The 19,398-nt window shown below is 66.9% G+C and carries 14 protein-coding genes; 11 read left to right on the forward strand and 3 right to left on the reverse strand.

Annotated elements, in window-relative coordinates:
• Position 1: 1 nt before the first annotated feature.
• The 5 genes from ACYCAX_RS06380 to ACYCAX_RS06400 all read left to right on the forward strand — a co-directional run bounded on the left by ACYCAX_RS06380 (position 2) and on the right by ACYCAX_RS06400 (position 8,258).
• Positions 2–1,588, forward strand: coding sequence for a VWA domain-containing protein (locus ACYCAX_RS06380; RefSeq protein WP_015477159.1), 1,587 nt, complete (start codon positions 2–4; stop codon positions 1,586–1,588).
• Entirely contained in the window at positions 1,585–2,907 is a 1,323-nt protein-coding gene (locus ACYCAX_RS06385) for a hypothetical protein (RefSeq protein ID WP_460247620.1), read from the forward strand. Before ACYCAX_RS06380 ends, ACYCAX_RS06385 begins: the two co-directional genes overlap by 4 nt.
• Positions 2,908–2,944: 37 nt before the next feature.
• Positions 2,945–3,934: an HAD family hydrolase gene (locus ACYCAX_RS06390; RefSeq protein WP_460247621.1), complete on the forward strand. Its 990-nt coding sequence runs from the start codon at positions 2,945–2,947 to the stop codon at positions 3,932–3,934.
• Positions 3,935–4,046: 112 nt separating this feature from the next.
• Positions 4,047–5,624: an arylsulfatase gene (locus tag ACYCAX_RS06395; RefSeq protein ID WP_041711954.1), complete on the forward strand. Its 1,578-nt coding sequence runs from the start codon at positions 4,047–4,049 to the stop codon at positions 5,622–5,624.
• 123 nt (positions 5,625–5,747) lie between these two features.
• Positions 5,748–8,258 carry a spermidine synthase gene (locus tag ACYCAX_RS06400; protein WP_460247622.1) on the forward strand — a complete coding sequence of 837 codons (2,511 nt, stop codon included), beginning with the start codon at positions 5,748–5,750 and terminating at the stop codon, positions 8,256–8,258.
• Positions 8,259–8,307: 49 nt separating this feature from the next.
• On the opposite strand, the gene ACYCAX_RS06405 is transcribed toward ACYCAX_RS06400, so the two are convergent.
• Positions 8,308–9,441, reverse strand: coding sequence for an AI-2E family transporter (locus ACYCAX_RS06405; RefSeq protein ID WP_294979492.1), 1,134 nt, complete (start codon positions 9,439–9,441; stop codon positions 8,308–8,310).
• 408 nt (positions 9,442–9,849) lie between these two features.
• On the opposite strand from ACYCAX_RS06405, the gene ACYCAX_RS06410 reads away from it, so the two are divergent.
• The 4 genes from ACYCAX_RS06410 to ACYCAX_RS06425 are packed head-to-tail and all read left to right on the forward strand — an operon-like array spanning position 9,850 to position 13,291.
• Complete coding sequence (locus ACYCAX_RS06410) at positions 9,850–10,446, forward strand: paraquat-inducible protein A (protein WP_294979489.1); 597 nt, start codon at positions 9,850–9,852, stop codon at positions 10,444–10,446.
• Positions 10,443–11,090, forward strand: a complete 648-nt coding sequence (locus ACYCAX_RS06415) for a paraquat-inducible protein A (RefSeq protein WP_460247624.1) — start codon at positions 10,443–10,445, stop codon at positions 11,088–11,090. Before ACYCAX_RS06410 ends, ACYCAX_RS06415 begins: the two co-directional genes overlap by 4 nt.
• Positions 11,071–12,711 carry a PqiB family protein gene (locus tag ACYCAX_RS06420; RefSeq protein ID WP_460247625.1) on the forward strand — a complete coding sequence of 547 codons (1,641 nt, stop codon included), beginning with the start codon at positions 11,071–11,073 and terminating at the stop codon, positions 12,709–12,711. The genes ACYCAX_RS06415 and ACYCAX_RS06420 overlap by 20 nt, the downstream gene beginning before the upstream one ends.
• 28 nt (positions 12,712–12,739) lie before the next feature.
• On the forward strand, positions 12,740–13,291 hold the full coding sequence (locus tag ACYCAX_RS06425) for a PqiC family protein (protein ID WP_294979480.1): 552 nt from the start codon (positions 12,740–12,742) through the stop codon (positions 13,289–13,291).
• A 36-nt stretch (positions 13,292–13,327) separates the two neighbouring features.
• Here ACYCAX_RS06425 and ACYCAX_RS06430 read toward each other — a convergent pair whose 3' ends face one another.
• Entirely contained in the window at positions 13,328–14,371 is a 1,044-nt protein-coding gene (locus ACYCAX_RS06430; protein WP_460247626.1) for an AraC family transcriptional regulator, read from the reverse strand.
• A 126-nt stretch (positions 14,372–14,497) separates the two neighbouring features.
• On the opposite strand from ACYCAX_RS06430, the gene ACYCAX_RS06435 reads away from it, so the two are divergent.
• Positions 14,498–16,084 carry a GMC family oxidoreductase gene (locus ACYCAX_RS06435; RefSeq protein ID WP_294979475.1) on the forward strand — a complete coding sequence of 529 codons (1,587 nt, stop codon included), beginning with the start codon at positions 14,498–14,500 and terminating at the stop codon, positions 16,082–16,084.
• Between the two features lie 89 nt (positions 16,085–16,173).
• The gene (locus ACYCAX_RS06440; protein WP_460247627.1) at positions 16,174–17,724 is read left to right on the forward strand and encodes a long-chain-fatty-acid--CoA ligase; all 1,551 of its coding nucleotides are present in this window, start codon (positions 16,174–16,176) and stop codon (positions 17,722–17,724) included.
• A gap of 42 nt (positions 17,725–17,766) precedes the next feature.
• Here ACYCAX_RS06440 and ACYCAX_RS06445 read toward each other — a convergent pair whose 3' ends face one another.
• Entirely contained in the window at positions 17,767–19,359 is a 1,593-nt protein-coding gene (locus ACYCAX_RS06445) for an arylsulfatase (protein ID WP_460247628.1), read from the reverse strand.
• Positions 19,360–19,398: the final 39 nt, after the last annotated feature.

Raw genomic sequence — 19,398 nt, forward strand, 5'->3', positions numbered from 1 at the left:
GATGGACATCGACCTGGGCGCCTTCCACTTCCTGCGCCCGCTGTGGCTGCTGATGCTGATTCCCGGCGTGCTCCTGCCCCTGTTGTGGGAGCGTCGCCATGACCTGACGCGCCGCCTCAGCGGCGTCATCGCTCCGCACCTGCTACAGCATCTGGTCATCACCCCGCGCGACAACCAGCGGCTGCGCCCGGCGCATCTGCTCGGCGCGGTGCTGGCGCTGGGCGGCGTGGCCGCCGCCGGCCCCACCTGGGAGCAGGACCGCCCGGATTTCCTCGACAACCGCGCGCCGCTGATCCTCGCGCTGGATCTGTCCGCCTCGATGGACGCCGACGACGTGCCGCCGTCGCGCCTGGCGGCCGCCCAGCACACGTTGCGCGACCTTATCCAACGCCGCGCCGGCAGCCGCGTCGGGCTGATCGCCTACGCCGGCAGCGCCCACCTGGTGCTGCCGCCCACCGACGATCCGGCGCTGCTCGACAGCTTCCTGCAAGCCCTGTCGACCCGGCTCATCGAGCGCAGCGGCAAGGACGCGCTGGGCGCCATTCGCCTGGCCAAGCGCCTGCTGGCCGCCGAACAGGCACCGGGCACGCTGGTGCTGGTCACCGATGGCGCGGATGCCAGCCAGTTCGACGCCATCGGCCAGCAGTTGCGGGGCAGCGACCTGCAGGTGCTGGTACTGGCCGTGGGCAGCCGGGATAGCGGCCTGCTGCCAGGGCGCGACGGCCAATCGCGGCTCGATGAACAGGGCCGGCCAGAGCTCGGCCGCTTCGATTCGGAGGGGCTCAAGCGGCTGGCCGATGCGGCGGACGCCCCGCTGGGCAGCCTGACCCTGAACGACGACGACCTGGACTGGATCGAACTGCACGCGCAGCAGCACTTCCAGGCGGTACGCGGCGACGACCAGACCCTGCACTGGAAGGACGCCGGCTACTGGCTGTGCTGGCCGCTGTTGCTGCTGGCGCTGCTCAGTGTCCGCCGCGGCTGGCGAGTGCACTGGCTGAGCGGCGTGCTGCTGGCGCTGAGCCTGGGCTTCCCGCCGCAGCCGGCCCACGCCGGTGTCCTGGCAGATGCCTTTTTCACCCCGGACCAGCAGGGGCGCTGGGCGTTCGAGCACGGCCACTACCCGCAAGCGGCCGGGCATTTCGAGGACACCTACTGGAAGGGGCTGGCGGCCTACCGCGCCGCCGAGTTCGACGTCGCGCTGGCCAATTTCGCCCGGCTGGACAGCGCACCGGGGTATTTCTACCTGGGCAATACCTACGTGCGCCTGTCGAAGTTCGAACAGGCCATCACCGCCTACCGCCAGGCGTTGCGCGTCCAACCGGACTTCCCGGAAGCCCAGGCCAACCTGGCCCTGGCCCTGGCGCTGCAGAAGGACCGGGATGACCAGCAGGAGGCCGGTCCACCGGACGAGAAGGCCGACAAGATCGAGTACGACAACGACGCCGGCAAGGGCAAGACGGTGCAGCAGAAGAGTCAGCAGGCCAGTTCGGACCAGATGTGGCTGAACAACCTGACCACCTCGCCGGCGCAGTTCCTCAGGCGCAAATTCCAGTTGCAGGATGCCTCCAGGGAGCGCGCGCCGTGAGAATCTTCAGCGTCCTGTTGATGCTTTTCATGCCACTCTGGGCGCTGGCCGCCGAGCCCCAGGTCAAGGTCCGCAGCCAGTTGCTGCCGGCGGATTCGGTCCTGGTGGGCGGGACCCTCAGCCTGCAGGTCGATCTCCTGGTGGACACCTGGTTCAGCGACGCGCCCCGCCTGCCCAAGCTGAACCTGGACGGCGCGGTGGTTTCCGAACCCGGCGGAGAGGCCGTCCACCTGAACGAGCAGATCGAAGGCACGCCGTTCTTCGGCCTGCGCTTCACCTACCAGATCACCCCGCAGCAGGCCCGGTCCTTCGAGATTCCGGCGCTGGCGATCCAGGTTTCGCCCGGCCAGGGCAGCGGCCCGGTCACCGTGCACAGCCAGCCGCAACGCTTCGTCGCGCGGCGGCCAGTGGGGGCCGAGGGGGGCGAGGGGGGCGAGCAGCGCCTGGTGGCGCGGCAGGTCAGCGTCACCCAGACACTCAAGCGCTCCCACGAGCCGCTGCGGGTGGGCGACAGCGTGGAGCGCCGCCTGCACATCGAGGCCGAAGGGGCCCAGGCGATGCTGATTCCACCGCCCGGCTTCGCCGAGATCAGTGGTTTGAAGCGTTACCTGCAGTCACCCAGCGTCGGTCCCCTGAGCGACGGTCGTGGTGGGAGCGACGGCGGCGTGCGTGACGATGGGGTGACCTATGTGATCGCCGAGGCCGGCGAATACCGGCTGCCAGCCATCGAACTGCACTGGTGGGACGCTACGACCGGCGAGGCCCGCACGGCCTCCGTGCCGGCGCTGGAGATTGAGGCGAGCGCTGCCGCCGGCTACCAGGCGCCATTCTCGATCACCGAGGATCTGCGCGAGCTGGGCCGCAAGACACAGGTCCGCATCGCTGGTCATTGGCTGCTCCTGCTGGGCGCGCTGCTGCTCGTGGGCGTGCTGGGCTATGCCTGGCGCAGCCAGGGCGCCGCGCTGCTCGGCACCTGGAAGCGCTGGCGCCAGGCACGTCGCCAGGCCTGGCTGGAGTCTCCGGAATACGCCTGGCGGCAGGTCCGCAGCCAGCTCGAAAGCACGCCAGCCGAGCTTGGCGCGCTCTATCTGTGGATTCGTCGGATGAGTGGTTGTCGCGAAATGAGTAGGCACGCGAGTGAGTTTCCCGACGCCCCACGCAATGCTTTGCTAGGGTTCCTGAGGGCTCGCTACGGGCGTGAGCGCAACGTGGGCGCAACGACCGAACTGATCGACGCGCTGCCGGCGCTGCACCGGACTACCCTCGAGCGAGCCGAGGACTCTTCCAGAAAGGACGGTCTGAAGCCGCTGAACCCCTGAATCATTGAACCGCGCCGTTTCCCATCTAGGACGTCACATGCACCGACACGTTGCTTCACGCTGGCTGTTCACCCTGTTGCTGGCCCTGCCGCTGCTGAGCCAGGCCGCCGCTCCGTTGCCGTCGTGGAACGACGGCCCGTCGCGCCAGGCCATCGAGGGCTTCGTCGAGGCCGTGACCCGCGAAGGCGGTCCGGACTTCGTCCCTCCGGCCGAACGCATCGCGGTGTTCGATAACGACGGCACGCTGTGGAGCGAGCAGCCGATGTACTTCCAGGTGCTGTTCGCCCTGGAGGAAGTGAAGCGCCAGGCGCCGCAGCATCCGGAGTGGAAGACCCAGCAGCCATTCAAGGCGGTGCTGGAGAACGACCGCAAGACTCTCGCCGAAAGCGGCATGAAGGGGATCCTGGAAATCGTCGCCGCCACCCATTCGGGCATGAGCACCGACGACTTCATCGGCAATGCCCGCCGCTGGCTGGCCAGCGCGAAACACCCCCGCAGCCAGAAGCCCTACACCGAGATGGTGTTCCAGCCGATGCTGGAGCTGCTCGACTACCTGCGGGCCAACGGCTTCAAGACCTACATCGTCTCCGGCGGCGAAGTGGCGTTCATGCGTGCCTTCGCCCAGGAGGTCTACGGCATTCCGCCGGAACAGGTGATCGGCACCACCCTGGGCAGCCGCTTCGAGGATCGCGACGGGCAACTGTCGATCCAGCGCCTGCCCAAGCTGGCCCACAGCGATGACGGCCCGGGCAAGCCGGAAAGCATCGACAGCATCATCGGCCGCCGGCCGATCCTGGCCTTCGGCAACTCCGACGGCGACCTGCAGATGCTGCAGTGGACCGCCGCGGGCCAGGGCAAGCGCCTGGCCGCGCTGGTCCACCACACCGATGGCAAGCGCGAATGGGCCTATGACCGGGAGAGCAAGGTCGGTCGGCTGGACAAGGCGCTCGATACGGCGAAGAGCAAGGGCTGGGTGGTCGTGGACATGGCCACGGAATGGAAGCGCATCTATCCGTTCGACCAGTAATCAGGGCGAGTAGCAGAAAACCGCAGCAGTCCGGGGGATTCCAGCCGCGCATTCGGCATCTCTCGCGCGCAGTCGTGGGCATGACACAGTGACTGAAAATGGAGAGACAACAATGAATCGCACGGGAAGATTGTTATCGCGGTTCGCCCTGGCGGCGACGGCGATAGTAGGGTGCTCCGTCGCCCAGGCTGCGGACAAGCCGAACATCCTGGTGATCTTCGGCGACGACATCGGCCAGACCAACATCAGCGCCTACTCGTTCGGCGTGGTGGGCTATGAAACGCCGAACATCGATCGCATCGCCAAGGAAGGCATGATGTTCACCGACTACTACGCGGAGAACAGCTGCACCGCCGGCCGCTCGACCTTCATCACCGGCCAGGCGGCGCTGCGTACCGGGCTGTCCAAGGTCGGCATGCCGGGCGTACCGGTCGGCCTGCAGGCACGCGACGTGACCATTGCCCAGGCCCTCAAGGCCCACGGTTATGCCACCGGCCAGTTCGGCAAGAACCATCTGGGCGACCGCGACGAGTACCTGCCGACCAACCACGGCTTCGATGAGTTCTTCGGCAACCTGTACCACCTCAACGCCGAAGAGGAGCCCGAGCGTCCGTACTGGCCGAAGGACGACCCCGAGTTCGTCAAGGCCGCTTCGCCGCGCGGCGTGATCCACTCCTTCGCCGACGGCAAGATCGAGGACACCGGTCCGCTGAACAAGAAGCGGATGGAAACCATCGATGACGACACCACCCAGGCCGCCATCAACTTCATGGACAAGCAGGTGAAGGCCGACAAGCCGTTCTTCGTCTGGATGAACACCACCCGCATGCACGCCTTCACCCACGTGCGTGACTCGATGCAGGGCCAGAGCGGCATGCCCGGCAACGAGTACGCCGACGGCATGCTCGAGCACGACGGCGACGTCGGCAAGCTGCTCAAGGCGGTGGATGACCTGAAGATCGCCGACAACACCATCGTCATCTACACCACCGACAACGGCCCGAACCAGTGGTCCTGGCCGGATGCGGCGACCACGCCGTTCCGCAACGAGAAGAACTCCAACTGGGAAGGCGCCTACCGGGTGCCGGCGATGATCCGCTGGCCGAACCACATCAAGCCGGGCCGCGTCTCCACCCAGATGTTCTCCGGACTGGACTGGTTCCCGACCCTGCTGGCCGCCGTGGGCGACACCGACATCAAGGACCGTCTGCTCAAGGGCACCGACGTCGGTGGCAAGAACTTCAAGGTGCACCTGGACGGCTTCAACCAGTTGGATTACCTGACTGGCAAGAGCGACAAGAGTGCGCGCAAGGAGTTCTACTACTTCAACGACGATGGCGAACTGGTGGGCATGCGCTTCAACGACTGGAAGATCGTCTGGTGCGAACAGCGCGCGCCGGGTGGCCTGAAGGTCTGGAGCGAACCCTTCACCTGCCTGCGGGTACCCAAGCTGTTCAACCTGCGCATGGACCCGTACGAGCGGGCGGACGTGGTTTCCGACCAGTACTACGACTGGCTGACCAAGAACGATTACCTGCTCTTCCAGGGCACTCGCAAGGCAGCGGGCTTCCTGCAGACCTTCGTTGACTACCCGCCGAGCCAGAAACCGGCCAGCTTCAGCATCGACCAGATCCGCGAGAACGTGGACAAGCAGATCGAAGCGAAGATGAAGCAACAGGGCGCCAAGTAACGTAAGGTGCCACCCGGACCTCCTTCGCGGACGTCCCCCCCAGCCCGCGACGGTTCATCCGCCGCGGGCTTTCCTCTGTCTGACAAGGCGTAGTCGATGTCCTCAGCCGCCGGTTCCTCCCGTATGAGTTCCTCCCGCAGCGCAGAACGAACCACCCGTCCGGGTAAACAGTCGCGACTGCTGATTCCCGCGCTGTTGCTGTTCGTCTCGGGGGGCGCGGCGCTGGTCTACCAGGTGCTGTGGGTCAAGCAACTGTCGCTTGTGGTCGGCGTCGAAGTCTTCGCCGTGACCACGGCGATCAGTGCCTTTTTCGCCGGGCTGGCCCTGGGTGGGCTGGCCTTCGGGCGCTGGGCCGACCGCCTGCGGCGTCCGATCCTCCTGTATGCGGCCCTCGAGCTACTGGTCGCCGTCCTCGGTGTCGCCGCCACGCTGGCACTGTCCGCCGCCGCGGAGCCCTTCGCCCGCCTGGAGGAGCGTGTCGGCCTGCTGGCCTGGCTGCTGCCGTTCCTGCTGGTCGGCGGACCTGCGTTCTTCATGGGCGGCACACTGCCGGTGCTGATCCGCGCCGTGCAACCCGATACCGAACACATGGGCCGCGCCGGCGGCGGACTGTATGCCGCCAACACCACCGGCGCCATCGCCGGAACCCTGCTGGCGGCCTTCCTGTTGCTGCCAACCCTGGGCGTGATGGGCAGCGCCTATGCCGCTGCCGCGCTCAATCTGCTGGCCGCCGTGGGCGCGCTGATCGCCCAGCGTGGCGCCGTCGAACCGGCTGCCCAGGCTGTCGCCGCCAGCGGGAAACGCAGCCCGGCGGCGCGCCTGGCGATTGCGCTGTACTGCCTCGCCGGGGGCGTGGCGCTGGGCTACGAGGTGGTGTGGACGCAGTCCATCGTACAGTTCATGAGCACCCGCGCCTTCGCCTTTGCGGTGGTGCTGGCCACCTACCTGCTCGGCCTGGTGCTGGGCAGTGCGCTCTACGCGCGGCGAGCCGATCGGATCCGCGATCCCTGGGGCGTGTTCGCGATGCTGATCGCCGCCGCCGGCCTGCTGGCCATCCTGCAGATCGCCGGGCTCGGCCAGTGGCTGGTGGCGGCGCAGGGTCGCGCTGAATACTGGGTGCTGAGCCTGGGTGGCAGCGAGCTGGCGGGGATGTCCGCGCGCTTCGCGGTGGCCGCGCTGTGCGTGGTGTTCCTGCCGACCACCTTGCTCGGCGCGGCGTTCCCCCTGGCGCTGCGCCTGTCGGTGGACAGCGGTCACGTTGGCCGCGATGTCGGTCTGGTGGTGGCGTTGAACACCCTGGGCGGCATCCTCGGCGTCATCCTGACCGGTTTCGTGCTGGTGCCGACGCTGGGCCTGGTGCGCACCCTGGCGGTACTCGCCATCCTGGCCGCGGCCATCGGCCTGCTGGCGGTCTGGCGCGGGGTGGGCGTAGGGAAGGGCGGGCGCCTCGCCGTCGTGGCGATCGCCCTCGCGACCCTGGCGACCAGCGTGCTGACCTCGCCGCGCCATCTCGCCGAGCTGATGCCGGCGGCACGCCACGGCCAGATCACCTTCTACCAGGAAGGGCGCGGCGGCACCGTCGCCGTGGTGGAGCAGGGCAAGGGCGATCGACGCTTCAACCGTCTGTACATCCAGGGCGTTTCCAATACCGGCGATGCCATGCCTTCACTGCGCTACATGCGCCTGCAGGCGCTGTTGCCGCTGCTGATCCATCGTGGCGAGCCGCGTTCCTCGCTGGTCATCGGCTTCGGCACCGGCATCACCGCCGGCGCGATGCTGCGCTACCGCGACCTGCGGCATCCGGTGGTGGCCGAACTGCTGCCCGAAGTGCTGGCCGCCGCGCCCCATTTCCAGGGTACGTTCGGCGCCATCAGCGATCCGCGCCTGGAAATCCGCCTGCGCGACGGGCGCCGCGAACTGCTGCGCAGCGACGAGCGCTACGACATGATCACCCTGGAGCCGCCACCACCGTCGGCCGCCGGGGTGGTCAACCTGTACTCGCGGGACTTCTACCGCCTGGCCGCCCGGCGCCTGCAGGAAAACGGCGTCGTCGCCCAATGGCTGCCGCTGCCGACGCAGAACGACGAAGACAGCCGCTCGCTGGTGCGCAGCTTCATCGACGTATTCCCCTACGCCTCGCTGTGGACCACCGAGTTCCACGAGATGCTGATGGTCGGCTCGTTGCAGCCCCAGCAGTTGGATGTCCCGCGTATCCGCCAGCGCTTCGAGCAACCGGAAGTCGCCGCGGCCCTGCGCGAAGTGGGGGTCGATTCGCCGCAAGCGCTGCTCGCCACCTGGATCACCGACCGCGATGGCCTGCAGCGCTACGCAGGCGATGCCCCGGCGGTGACCGACGACCAGCCGCGCATCGAATACGCACCCTGGGTACGCTCCCGGGAAATCACCCGGGTGTTGCCGACCCTGCTGGCGTTGCGCTCGGCGCCGCCGCTGGAAGCGGCCGAACCCTCGTTCCGGGGTGCGGTGGACGACCAGTGGCAAAGCCTGCGCCGCTTCTACGGCCTGAGCCTGCACGCCTACCGTGGCGAGCGCGACGCCTGGGCGCGGGATGTACGGCAGATCGCCCGGGAGGAGGGCGATAACCCGTACTACCGCTGGTTCCTGGGAGGGCCCTGATACGACGAGGCGCCGGGGATACCGGCGCCTCGCTCTGCTGCTCGACGGATCAGCGGGAGCTGTCGCTGCGCTCGGCTTGCCCGTCATCGACCTCCACGGCCGCCGCCTGTTGCGAGGCGAGCTGATCCACCCACGAATTGAACAGCTCATAGCCCACGGCCAGCACCACGGGACCGATGAACAGGCCGATGATGCCGTTGCTGATCATCCCGCCCAGGGCGCCGATCAGGACCACCGGCATGGGCACGGCGACGCCGCGCCCCAGCATCAGCGGCTTGAGCACGTTGTCCGAGAGCCCGGCGGCGATGGTCCAGATGGCGAACAGGATGGTGGTGGCACCCACGCCGTCCTGGCTGAAGACGTACAGCACCACCGGCAGGGTGATCAGCAGTACCGGGAGCTGCATGATGCCCAGCAGCAGCACCAGCAGGGCGATCAGGCCCGCGCCCGGTACGCCCATCAGCACCAGCGCCACGCCGATCAGCAGCATCTGGATGAAGGCGATGCCCACCACGCCCTGGGCCACCGCGCGAATGGTGGCGGCGCACAGCGTGGCCAGTTCCTGCCCCCGTTCCGGGCTGAAGATACGCTGGGCGATGACCGTGGCGCGGTGTGCGCCGCGTTGGCCGTTGGCCATGATCACGCCGGCGATGATCAGGGCGACGACGAAGACCAGCACGCCAGTGCCGACCCCGGCCAGTTTCACCAGCAGCGTCTTGCTGAGGTCCTTCAGGTGCGGCGCTACCTGCTGCAGGGCCCAGCTCAGGTCCCCGGAGGCGTGGTTCCAGATGCGGAAGAGCGGTTCGCCGATCACCGGCCACTCCTGTACCGCCGGGGTGGGCGGCGGGATTTCCAGCTTCCAGTCCTGGGCCGAGTGCAGGGCCGCCTGCACCGAGCTGGCGATGGATTCGCCGAGGAACGCCAGCGGCGCGATCAGGCAGACCAGAGCCAGCAGCACCAGCAGGATGGCCGCCTTGCCGGGGGAGATACCGATGCCGTTGGCGATGCGTGAATTGAGCGGGTACAGGGTGACGGCCAGTATCACCGCCCAGAGCATGACGCCGAGGAAGGGGCGAAAGATCTCGTAGCAGAAGATCACCAGGCCGGCGATCAGGCCCGCCCGGATCAGGACATCCAGGTATTCGCGGGCGCCGCTGATCTCGAGGAATTTTCGACTGGTCATCGTGTGTTGCTCCTTCTGCCTTGGCTGCCCGGTATGGATCGACGGCGCACGGCCCGTCCATGCCGTCTATTTCGCTACTAGCAGGCTAGACGAGCGCACCTGCCGTTCAAGTGAGCGGAGGGAGGAAGTGCTCATTTAACGACAGCGATCGCTCAGGCCGCCGTCAACGCGATGATGATCGGCCCGCAGACCGCCAGCGGCACATTGGAAATCGCGTAGCACACGGTGAAGCTGATGGCTGTGCCCAGCGTCCGGCGGCGCACTGTCGCGAAATGAAAACGATAAAACCGGCAAGCCCGGAATCTTCGACTAGGCTTGCGCTGCGTAGTCGTTCGAGCATTCCCGTATCCGCCTCGCCGGAGGGCTGACACTCGCGTCGAACGTTGAAATCACCGCTCGGAAGCCCGCATGCCCCAGGCCCATGACCTGATCATCTGCGAATACTGCGACGCCGTTTACCAGCGCGCTTCGTTGCAGCGTCACCAGCGCGCGCTTTGTGTGCGTTGCGGCGGCGTGCTGCAGCGGCATATCGCGCTGACCATCCAGCAGCGCCTAGCCCTGAGCCTGACCGGCGCGGTGCTGCTGGCCTTCGCCAACCTTTACCCGGTGATGACCATCAACATGCAGGGGCTGAGCAATTCGGCGACCCTCTGGGACTCGGTGATGATCCTCAGTACCGGCAGCATCACCTTCATCGCCCTGGTGGTGGCCCTGGCCATCATCCTCGCGCCCATGCTTCAGGTGGCGCTGCTCATCTGGGTGCTGGGGTTCGCCCTGGGAGGGCAGCGCGCGCCGGGCTTCGCTCTGTGCATGCGCGCCCTGGAAGGGGTCCGCCCCTGGAGCATGCTGGAGGTTTGCCTGCTCGGCGCCCTGGTGGCGGTGATCAAGCTGGCCGGGCTGCTGGAAGTGATTCCGGGCATCGGCCTGGTGGCCCTGGCCGCCTTGAGCATGCTGCTGATCTATGTGGCCGGACGCGACATCCGCGACCTCTGGGGGCAGGTGTGAGCTCGCCACCACTGGCCCCGGAACTGAACCTCTGCCTGTGTCACGGCTGCGGCCATGCCTGCGACCTGGGTCTTGGCGCGCACCAGTGCGAGCGCTGCGGCGCGCCGTTGCATGCGCGCAAGGCCGATGCCATCCATCGCGGCTGGGCCTACCTGATCGCCGCCCTGGTGTTCTATGTGCCGGCGAACCTGCTGCCGGTGATGCGCACGGAAATGCTTGGCCAGGGCGTCGACAGCACCATCGGTGGCGGCGTGCTGGAGTTCTGGGAAGCGGGCGCCTGGGACATCGCACTGATCATCTTCATCGCCAGCATCGGTGTGCCGGCGATCAAATTCTTCTCCCTGGGCCTGCTGCTGTTCACGGCCCAGCGCCACAGCACCTGGGCGCGCCGGCAGCGCTCGCAGCTGTTTCGCTTCGTGGAACTGATCGGCTACTGGTCGATGCTCGACGTGATGGTCGTGGCGCTGGTCGCCGCCCTGGTGCAGATGCACGGGCTGGGTACCATCGAGCCGCGTCCCGGCATCCTGTTCTTCGGCCTGGTGGTGGTGCTCACCATGCTCTCGGCCATGAGTTTCGATCCACGTCTGATCTGGGACAGCGATCCGCAGAAGGGAGACCGAGTCGATGGTGCAGGACACCGATAAGCAGGCGCAGCCAGGACACGGGGACGTGCAGACCCGGCGCTGGAACGTATCGCTGGTCTGGATAGTGCCGATCGTCGCGCTGCTGATCGGCGCTTCCCTGGTGGTCCGCAACTGGATGCAGGAGGGGCCGACGATCTCGATTTCCTTCCGCACGGGCGAGGGCCTGGTGGCGCACAAGACCCAGGTGAAGTACCGCAGCGTGGTGATCGGCGAGGTGAGTTCGGTGGAACTGGCGCCCGACCGCAAGAGCGTGATCGCCAAGGTGCAGTTGTCCAAGGAGGCCGAGTCCTTCGCCAGCCGCAGCGCGCGGTTCTGGGTGGTGCGCCCGCGCATCGGCGCCGGAGGTGTTTCCGGCGTGGACACACTGCTGTCGGGCAGCTTCATCGGCGCCGACTCCGGCGATTCGAACATCCCCGAGAAGAGTTTCACCGGCCTGGAGTCGCCGCCGCCGATCACCTATGGCGAGAAGGGCAAGCGCTTCATGCTGACGGCTGGCGACCTGGGCTCGCTGGATATCGGCTCGTCGATCTACTACCGGAAGATTCCGGTGGGGCAGGTGGTGTCCTATGCCTTGAAGGCGGACGGCAAGGGCGTGGACATCGGCGTCTTCGTCGAGGCGCCCTACGACGCCTTCGTCACCCAGGACTCGCGCTTCTGGAACGCCAGCGGCGTGGATGTGGCGGTGGATGCCAACGGCCTGAAGGTCAACACCGAATCGCTGTCCTCGGTCCTGGTCGGCGGCCTGGCCTTCGGCACCCCTGACTATGCCGGCGACGCCAAGCCGGCGCCGGACCAGCAGGCCTTCGAGCTGTTCGCCGACCGCGACACGGCACTGGCGCCGCCCAGCGGCAAGCCGCTCTACCTGCGCCTGCGTTTCGACCAGGCCATGCGCGGCCTGTCCGTGGGCGCGCCGGTGGAGTTCATGGGTGTGCCGTTCGGCAAGGTCACCTCGTTGAAGCTGGACTACGACCAGGCCAAGCAGAGCTTCCCGGTCATGGTCGATGCGGTGGTTTACCCGGAACGCCTGGGGCCCGTGCACCAGAAGATGCTCAAGATCTTCCACCACGCGCCGGAGGACGAGGCCGGCACCCGGAGGCTGCTCGGCGCGTTCGTCGAGCATGGCCTGCGGGCCCAGGCGCGCAGCGGCAACCTGATCACCGGGCAGATGTACGTTTCCCTGGACTTCTACCCCGACGCCAAACCGGTCGCCTTCGATGCCGGCGCCCAGCCATTCTCCATTCCCACCGTCCCCGGCAGCCTGGACAAGCTGCAGGAGCAGTTGCAGCAGGTGGTGGAACGCATCAGCAAACTGCCGCTGGAACGTATCGCCAACAACCTGGACGGCAACCTGCGCGAACTGCAGGCCAGCCTGAAGCAGTTCAACACCCAGACGCTGCCGGGCGTGACCAGCACCCTGGCCGAGGTAAGGCAGACCTTGCAGACGGCCAACTCGGCGCTGGCGGAAGATTCGCCGCAGCGCGAGAAGCTCAGCGACACGCTGAACGAACTGGATCGCATGTCGCGCTCGCTGCGCGACCTCTCCGACTACCTCGGCAGGCACCCCGAATCGCTGCTTCGCGGCCGCCCGAAGTCCTCGGACGCGAACAACCTGCAGCCCTGATAGCGCATTGCCAAAGGAGTGAATACAGATGCCGAAGCTGCCGACGCTGCTCATTGCCGGGCTGCTCCCGTTGTTCTGGGGATGCAGCAGCGCGCCGATCCACTACCACACCCTGGTGCCGTCGCAGCCGGAGCGGGGGACGGGCAGCAACATCCGTGTCGAGCGGGTTAGCCTGCCGCCCCAGGTGGACCGCTCGCAGATCGTCGTGCGCCAGGGCGGCAGCGGCCTGGCCATCCTGGAAACCGAATGGTGGGGTGCCAATCTGGTGGACGAGTTCCAGAACGCGCTGCAGGACCAGCTTGGCAGCCCCAGCGGTGGCCTCGCCCCTGCGCTGGTGCGGGTCGAGGTACAGCGCTTCGACTCGGTGCCCGGCCGCTATGCGCTGCTGGACGCCACCTGGCGCCTGAAACGCCCCGGCGTCCAGGAGGACCTGACCTGCCGCACCACCGTGCAGAGTCCGGCGGATAACCGCGTGGAGAGCCTGGTGAGCGCGCACCAGGCCAACCTGCGCAAGCTGGCGGACGCCGTCGCCCAGGCCGCGCGCTCCGGGCAGGGGCGTTGCCCGGCATCCGCGGGTTGAGGCGTCGGGCTCGGTGGACGGGGGCGGACGGGGCGTTCACGCGGACTCGCCCGGCCCCGTGTCCGGCACAACGGTAACCTCGAGAAGCCGGCGCCGCATGGCCAGCGGCGTCATGCCGAACCAGCGCCGGCAGGCCCGGTTGAATACGCTCTGTTCGCTGTAGCCCAGAAGGCCGGCGACCTGAGACATGGGCATGTGGCGCTCGGCGAGATAGCTCTCGGCGCGTGAGCGCCGGGCCTTTTCCAGCAGCGCCTCGAATCCGCAGCCCTGTTCGGCCAGGCGCCGCTGCAGGACCCGCTCGTGCAACCCCAACTGCTCGGCGATCAGCGCCAGGCGGCAGCGCTGGGTCGGCAACATCCGCAGGATCAGACTCTCGACCTGATGCACCAGGCCCGCCGGGGCCTGGGCATCGAAGGGGCTGAGGTAATCGAGCAGCACGCGGTGCAGTTGCGGGTCCTGCTGCTCCACCCGCTGGCTGAGGTGTTCCTTGCGCAGTACCAGCGCGTTGCAGGCCTGCCCGGTGTAGACCGCGGTATTGAAGTAGCGCCGGTAACGCGCCGCGGAGAGCGGCGTGAGGCCGCCCAGCAACAGGGATTTCGCACTGAACCGGGCGCCGCAAAGCAGCTTCATCGTGTTGTGCGCCACCCCCATCGCCAGTTCCTGCATCTGCCGCTGCTGCAACTGGCCCGGCAGGCGGAGATCGATCACCAGTCGCGGCGCCTCCGGGTCGTTGCGGTCGAGTTGAACGTCGATGCCGGGGCTGTGGTAGCCGATGAACCGCGAGACCTCCCCCAGCGCCTGGCCGACGGTGGCCGAGTTGCGTGCGATCAGGGCCACCGGCCCAAGGACATGCAGGTCCTGGTACTCCGCCAGGCGCAGCCCGAAATCCGCGCAGTTCAGCTCGCCTGCGGCGTACTCCAGGACATCCACCAGGGCGCGAAACGGTACCCGGGCCTCATCGTCCTCGAGCAGCCTCGGGTCGATGTGGAAGCGCCTCAGCAGTTGAGCGGGGTTGCCGCCCAGTTGGCCCACCAGCTCGGGGAAACCGGTGAAGGAGGTGATACGGATGAGAGTTGTCACAGTCGCCAAAGATCAAAAGTGAGTCGTCAAAGATCAATTAATCTGCGCTTCGCCGGCGAAAAATTCCAGTCCAATGCACCGAGGCCTGTTCCCGGTGCGCCTCTTCCGCAAACCGAGAACAACAATATGGAATTCGATTACATCATTGTGGGTGCGGGTTCGGCCGGCTGCGTCCTGGCGAACCGCCTGAGCGCCGATCCTTCGGTACGGGTCTGCCTGCTGGAGTCGGGTCCGGAAGATCGCTCGCCGCTGATCCATACACCGCTGGGGGTCGCCGCGATCCTGCCGACGCGGCATGTGAACTGGGCGTTCAACACCGTTCCCCAGCCCGGCCTGAACGGCCGGCTGGGCTATCAGCCGCGTGGCAAGACCCTCGGCGGAAGCAGCTCGATCAACGGCATGATCTACATCCGTGGCCATCGGAGCGATTACGACGACTGGAGCGCGCTGGGCAACAGCGGCTGGTCCTACGCAGACGTGCTGCCATACTTCCGCAAGAGCGAGCAGCATCACCGGGGCGAATGCGACTTCCACGGCGGCGATGGCGAGCTGTATGTCGGCCGTGTGCAGCCGCACCGCGCCACGGATGCCTTCCTCAGCGCCGCGCAGCAGGCGGGGCACCGTCGCAACGCGGACTTCAATGGCGCCGAGCAGGAAGGCGTCGGGCACTACGACGTAACCATCCGCGAAGGTCGTCGCTGGAGTACTGCCAGCGCCTTCCTCAAGCCGATCCGCGAACTGCGCGGCAACCTGAGCGTACTCACCGGTGCCCACGCGCAGCGCATCCTGTTGCAGGGCAAGCGGGCGTCCGGCGTTCAGGTGTCGATCAAGGGTGAGCGCCTGGAGCTCACGGCGCGCAAGGAGGTACTGCTCTGCGCCGGCGCGTTCGGCAGTCCGCAGTTGCTGATGCTCTCGGGCATCGGCAAGGCCTCCGAGCTCAAGCCCCACGGCATCGCGATGCAGCATGAGCTGCCGGGGGTCGGGCAGAACCTCCAGGACCACCCGGACAGCGTGCTCTGCTACAAGAGCCACGACACCTCGCTGCTGGGCATTTCCGCCAGGGGCACGCTGCGCATGGGCAAGTCCTTCGTCGATTACCTGCGGCATCGGAACGGCCCCTTCGCCAGCAACTGCGCCGAAAGCGGCGGCTTCCTCAAGACCTCGGCGGACCTGTCGCGTCCGGACATCCAGCTGCATGCGGTCATCGGGACGATCGACGATCACGGCCGCAAGCTGCACTGGGGACACGGTTTCAGCTGCCATGTCTGTGTGCTTCGCCCCAAGAGCATCGGCAGCGTGGGCCTGCAATCCGCCAACCCGTTCGCGCCGCCGCGCATCGACCCGAACTTCCTCGGCCACGAGGACGACGTGCAGACCCTGCTGAAGGGCTACCGCATGACACGGGAAATCATCGAGCAGGCCCCATTGGCCCATTACGGGCTGAAGCCCATCTACGGCAAGGACCTGCACAGCGATGAGCAACTGATCGAGTTGCTGCGCCAGCGCACCGACTCCGTCTACCACCCGATCGGCACTTGCAAGATGGGCAACGACGAAATGGCCGTGGTGGATGACCGCCTGCGTGTCCGTGGGATCGAGGCGCTACGGGTGGTCGATGCCTCGATCATGCCCACGCTGGTCGGCGGCAACACCAACGCGCCGACCATCATGATCGCCGAGCGAGCGGCGGAGTGGATCATCGACGCCGCCTGAGGTCTCCATTTTCCGCGCCAGCGCGCCAGAGGCCGATTACCGCCGGCCCCTGGCCGATTCTCCAGAACAATCAGCAAGGTCGACGATTCATGCTTCTCACCCAAGCCCTGCACACCGCCGCGCAGCTCTATCCCGAGCATCCCGCCACTCTCTGCCACGGTCGCGAGCGTACCTACCGGCAGGCCCTGCAACGGGTCGCCCGCCTGGCTGCCGGCCTGCGCAATCATGGGCTGGAGGAGGGTGGGCGGATCGCGATCCTGGCATTGAACTCCGACCGTTACCAGGAAGGCCTGTTGGCCTGCTGGTGGGCCGGCGGCGTGGTGAACCCGGTGAACATTCGCTGGAGCGCCGGGGAGATCACCTACTCCCTGGAGGACAGCGGCGCCCGCGTGCTCATTGTCGATGACCAGCACCTGCCATTGCTCAGCCAGGTTCTTGCCAGCCTGCGCCACCCGCCGCTGCTGGTCTACGCCGGCGAGGGCGCGACGCCGAGCGGCATGCTCGGCTTCGAGGCGCTGATCGCCGAATCGGCACCCATCGCTGACGCCGGCGCCGGCGGCGAGTCGCTGGCGGTGATCCTCTATACGGGCGGCACCACCGGCAGGCCCAAGGGCGTGATGCTCTCCCACGGCAACCTGCTGTCGGGCGTGCTGATGCGTCTTGCGGACCTGCCGCCGGTGGCGGGCCGGGTAGGGTTGTCCGTCGCGCCGCTGTTCCACATCGCCGGACTGGCGTCCGCCTATGCGCGGATCCTGACGGGGGCGAGCAACATCTACCTGCCGTTGTTCGACGCGCTCCAGGTGCTGGAAACCGTGCAACGCGAGCGTGCCAACGAAATACTGCTGGTGCCGACCATGCTCCAGGCGCTGCTCGATCACCCGCGCTTCGCCGAGTTCGACCTGTCGTCGCTCGAGCGCGTGCTGTATGGCGCATCACCCATCAGCGCCGCTCTGCTGGACAGGGCCGTCGCCGGCCTGCCCTCGGCGGGTTTCGTCCATCTCTACGGCCTGACCGAGAATGGCGGGCAGATTTCCGCCAATCCACCGTGCAACCACAAGGCCGACGGCGGTCTCAGCCGCTCGGTGGGCCGGCCCACGCTGGGGCAGTGGGTGCGGATCGTCGACGAGCAGGGCCATGAGGTGCCGCGCAATACCGTCGGCGAGCTCATCGCCAGGGGGCCGTCGGTCATGCAGGGGTACTGGAATCGTCCGGAGGATACGGCCGCGACGCTACGCGACGGCTGGTTGTACACCGGAGATGCGGCCTACATGGATGACAGCGGTCACCTGTTCGTCGTCGATCGCATCAAAGACATGATCATCAGCGGCGGCGAGAACATCTATTCCGCGGAGGTGGAGAACGTGCTCGCTCGCCATCCCGCCGTTGCGCTGTGTGCCGTGATCGGGGTTCCCCATGATGCCTGGGGCGAGGCCGTGTATGCCGTGGTGACGCTCAAACCGGGCCGGCAGACGGATGCCGAGGGGCTCATCCGGCATTGCCGGGAGGCGCTGGCTGCCTACAAGTGCCCGAAGTCCATCGAGTTCCGTGAGAGTCTGCCGCTGTCGGGCGCCGGCAAGATCCTCAAGCGCGACCTGCGCGAGCCGTACTGGCAGTCGGTGCGGCAAGGCGCGAGCGCCTGACCGGGGGAGGCCACGCCCCGGGACCGGGGCGTGGCGGGTGGCTCACTGCTTCTGTGCGGCGGCCTGCTGTTTCATCTTCTCGGCGATCTTCTGGTACACCGACTGCTGTACCTGGTCGATGGTGAAGCTGGCCGGGCGCTGGCTCGGCGGCCACTCGATGAAGGTCTGCAGGAACTGCGTGGACTTCATGGTAGCGATGCCCATCAGGTAGGCGTTCTTCACCAGCCAGTCGTTGTACTGGTCGGAGACGATGTCGGCCGTCTCGTACGGGTCCATGCGCAGGTGGTAGAGCTTGGGAATGCGCAGGCAGACGAAGGGTTCGCTCCACACCTCGAAGCCGCCGGGCTTGCGCTGTTCGCAGAACACCGCCTTCCAGTTGCCGAAGCGCATGGCCACCAGTTGGCCCTCGTCGTTGAAGTAGTAGAACTCGTCGCGCGCGCTCTTCTTCGCCTTGCCGGTAAGGTAGGGGAGCTGGTCGTAGCCGTCCAGGTGGACCTTGAAGGTCGGCCCGCCCGCCGTCGGCGCCCAGCCCTTGAGCAGCTTCTCCTTCGCGTCAGGCACACCCGCGGCGGAGAGCAGGGTCGGGAACCAGTCCAGGCCGGAGACCAGATCATTGGACACCTGGTCCGCCTTGATGTGGCCCGGCCAGCGGATCATCGCCGGTACGCGGAACGCACCTTCGTAGTTGGAGTTCTTCTCGTTACGGAACGGCGAGGTGGCGGCGTCCGGCCAGGTGAAGCGGTTCGGGCCATTGTCGGTGGTGTAGATGACGATGGTGTTGTCGGACAGCTTCAGGTCGTCGAGGGTCTTGAGCAGCTTGCCGACGTCGCCGTCGTGCTCGAGCATGCCGTCGGCGTACTCGTTGCCGGGCATGCCGCTCTGGCCCTTCATCGAATCGCGCACGTGGGTGTAGAGGTGCATGCGCGTGGTGTTCATCCAGACGAAGAACGGCTTGTCGGCCTTGGCCTGCTTGTCGATGAAGTTGATGGCGGCCTGGGTGGTCTCGTCATCGATGGTTTCCATGCGCTTCTTGGTCAGCGCACCGGTGTCCTCGATCTTGCCGTCGGCATAGGAGTGGATCACCCCGCGCGGGGAGAAGTGCTTGACGTAGGGATCCTTCGGGTCCTTCGGCCAGTACGGGCGCTCGGGTTCCTCTTCGGCGTTGAGGTGATACAGGTTGCCGAAGAACTCGTCGAAGCCGTGCTTGGTCGGCAGGAACTCATCGCGGTCGCCCAGGTGGTTCTTGCCGAACTGGCCGGTGGCGTAGCCTTGTCCCTTGAGGGCCTGGGCCAGGGTGATGTCGCGGTCCTGCAGGCCCACTGGCGAGCCGGGGATGCCGACCTTGGTCAGGCCGGTGCGCAGCGAGGCCTGGCCGGTGATGAAGGTGGAGCGCCCGGCGGTGCAGCTGTTCTCCGCGTAGTAATCGGTGAACAGCATGCCTTCCTTGGCGATGCGATCGATGTTCGGCGTGCGGTAGCCGACCACCCCTTGCGAGTAGGCGCTGATGTTGGTCTGGCCGATGTCGTCGCCGAAGATCACCAGGATGTTCGGCTTGTCGGCGGCCTGGGCGCCAGCTCCGGCCAGCAGGCCGACGGCCAGAGCCAGCCGCGGCAGCCAGCTGCGGTTGCGGGTCATAACACGGTTCTCCGTGATGCTTGTTGTTGTGGATGACAG

The organism is Pseudomonas sp. MT3 (assembly GCF_054720805.1).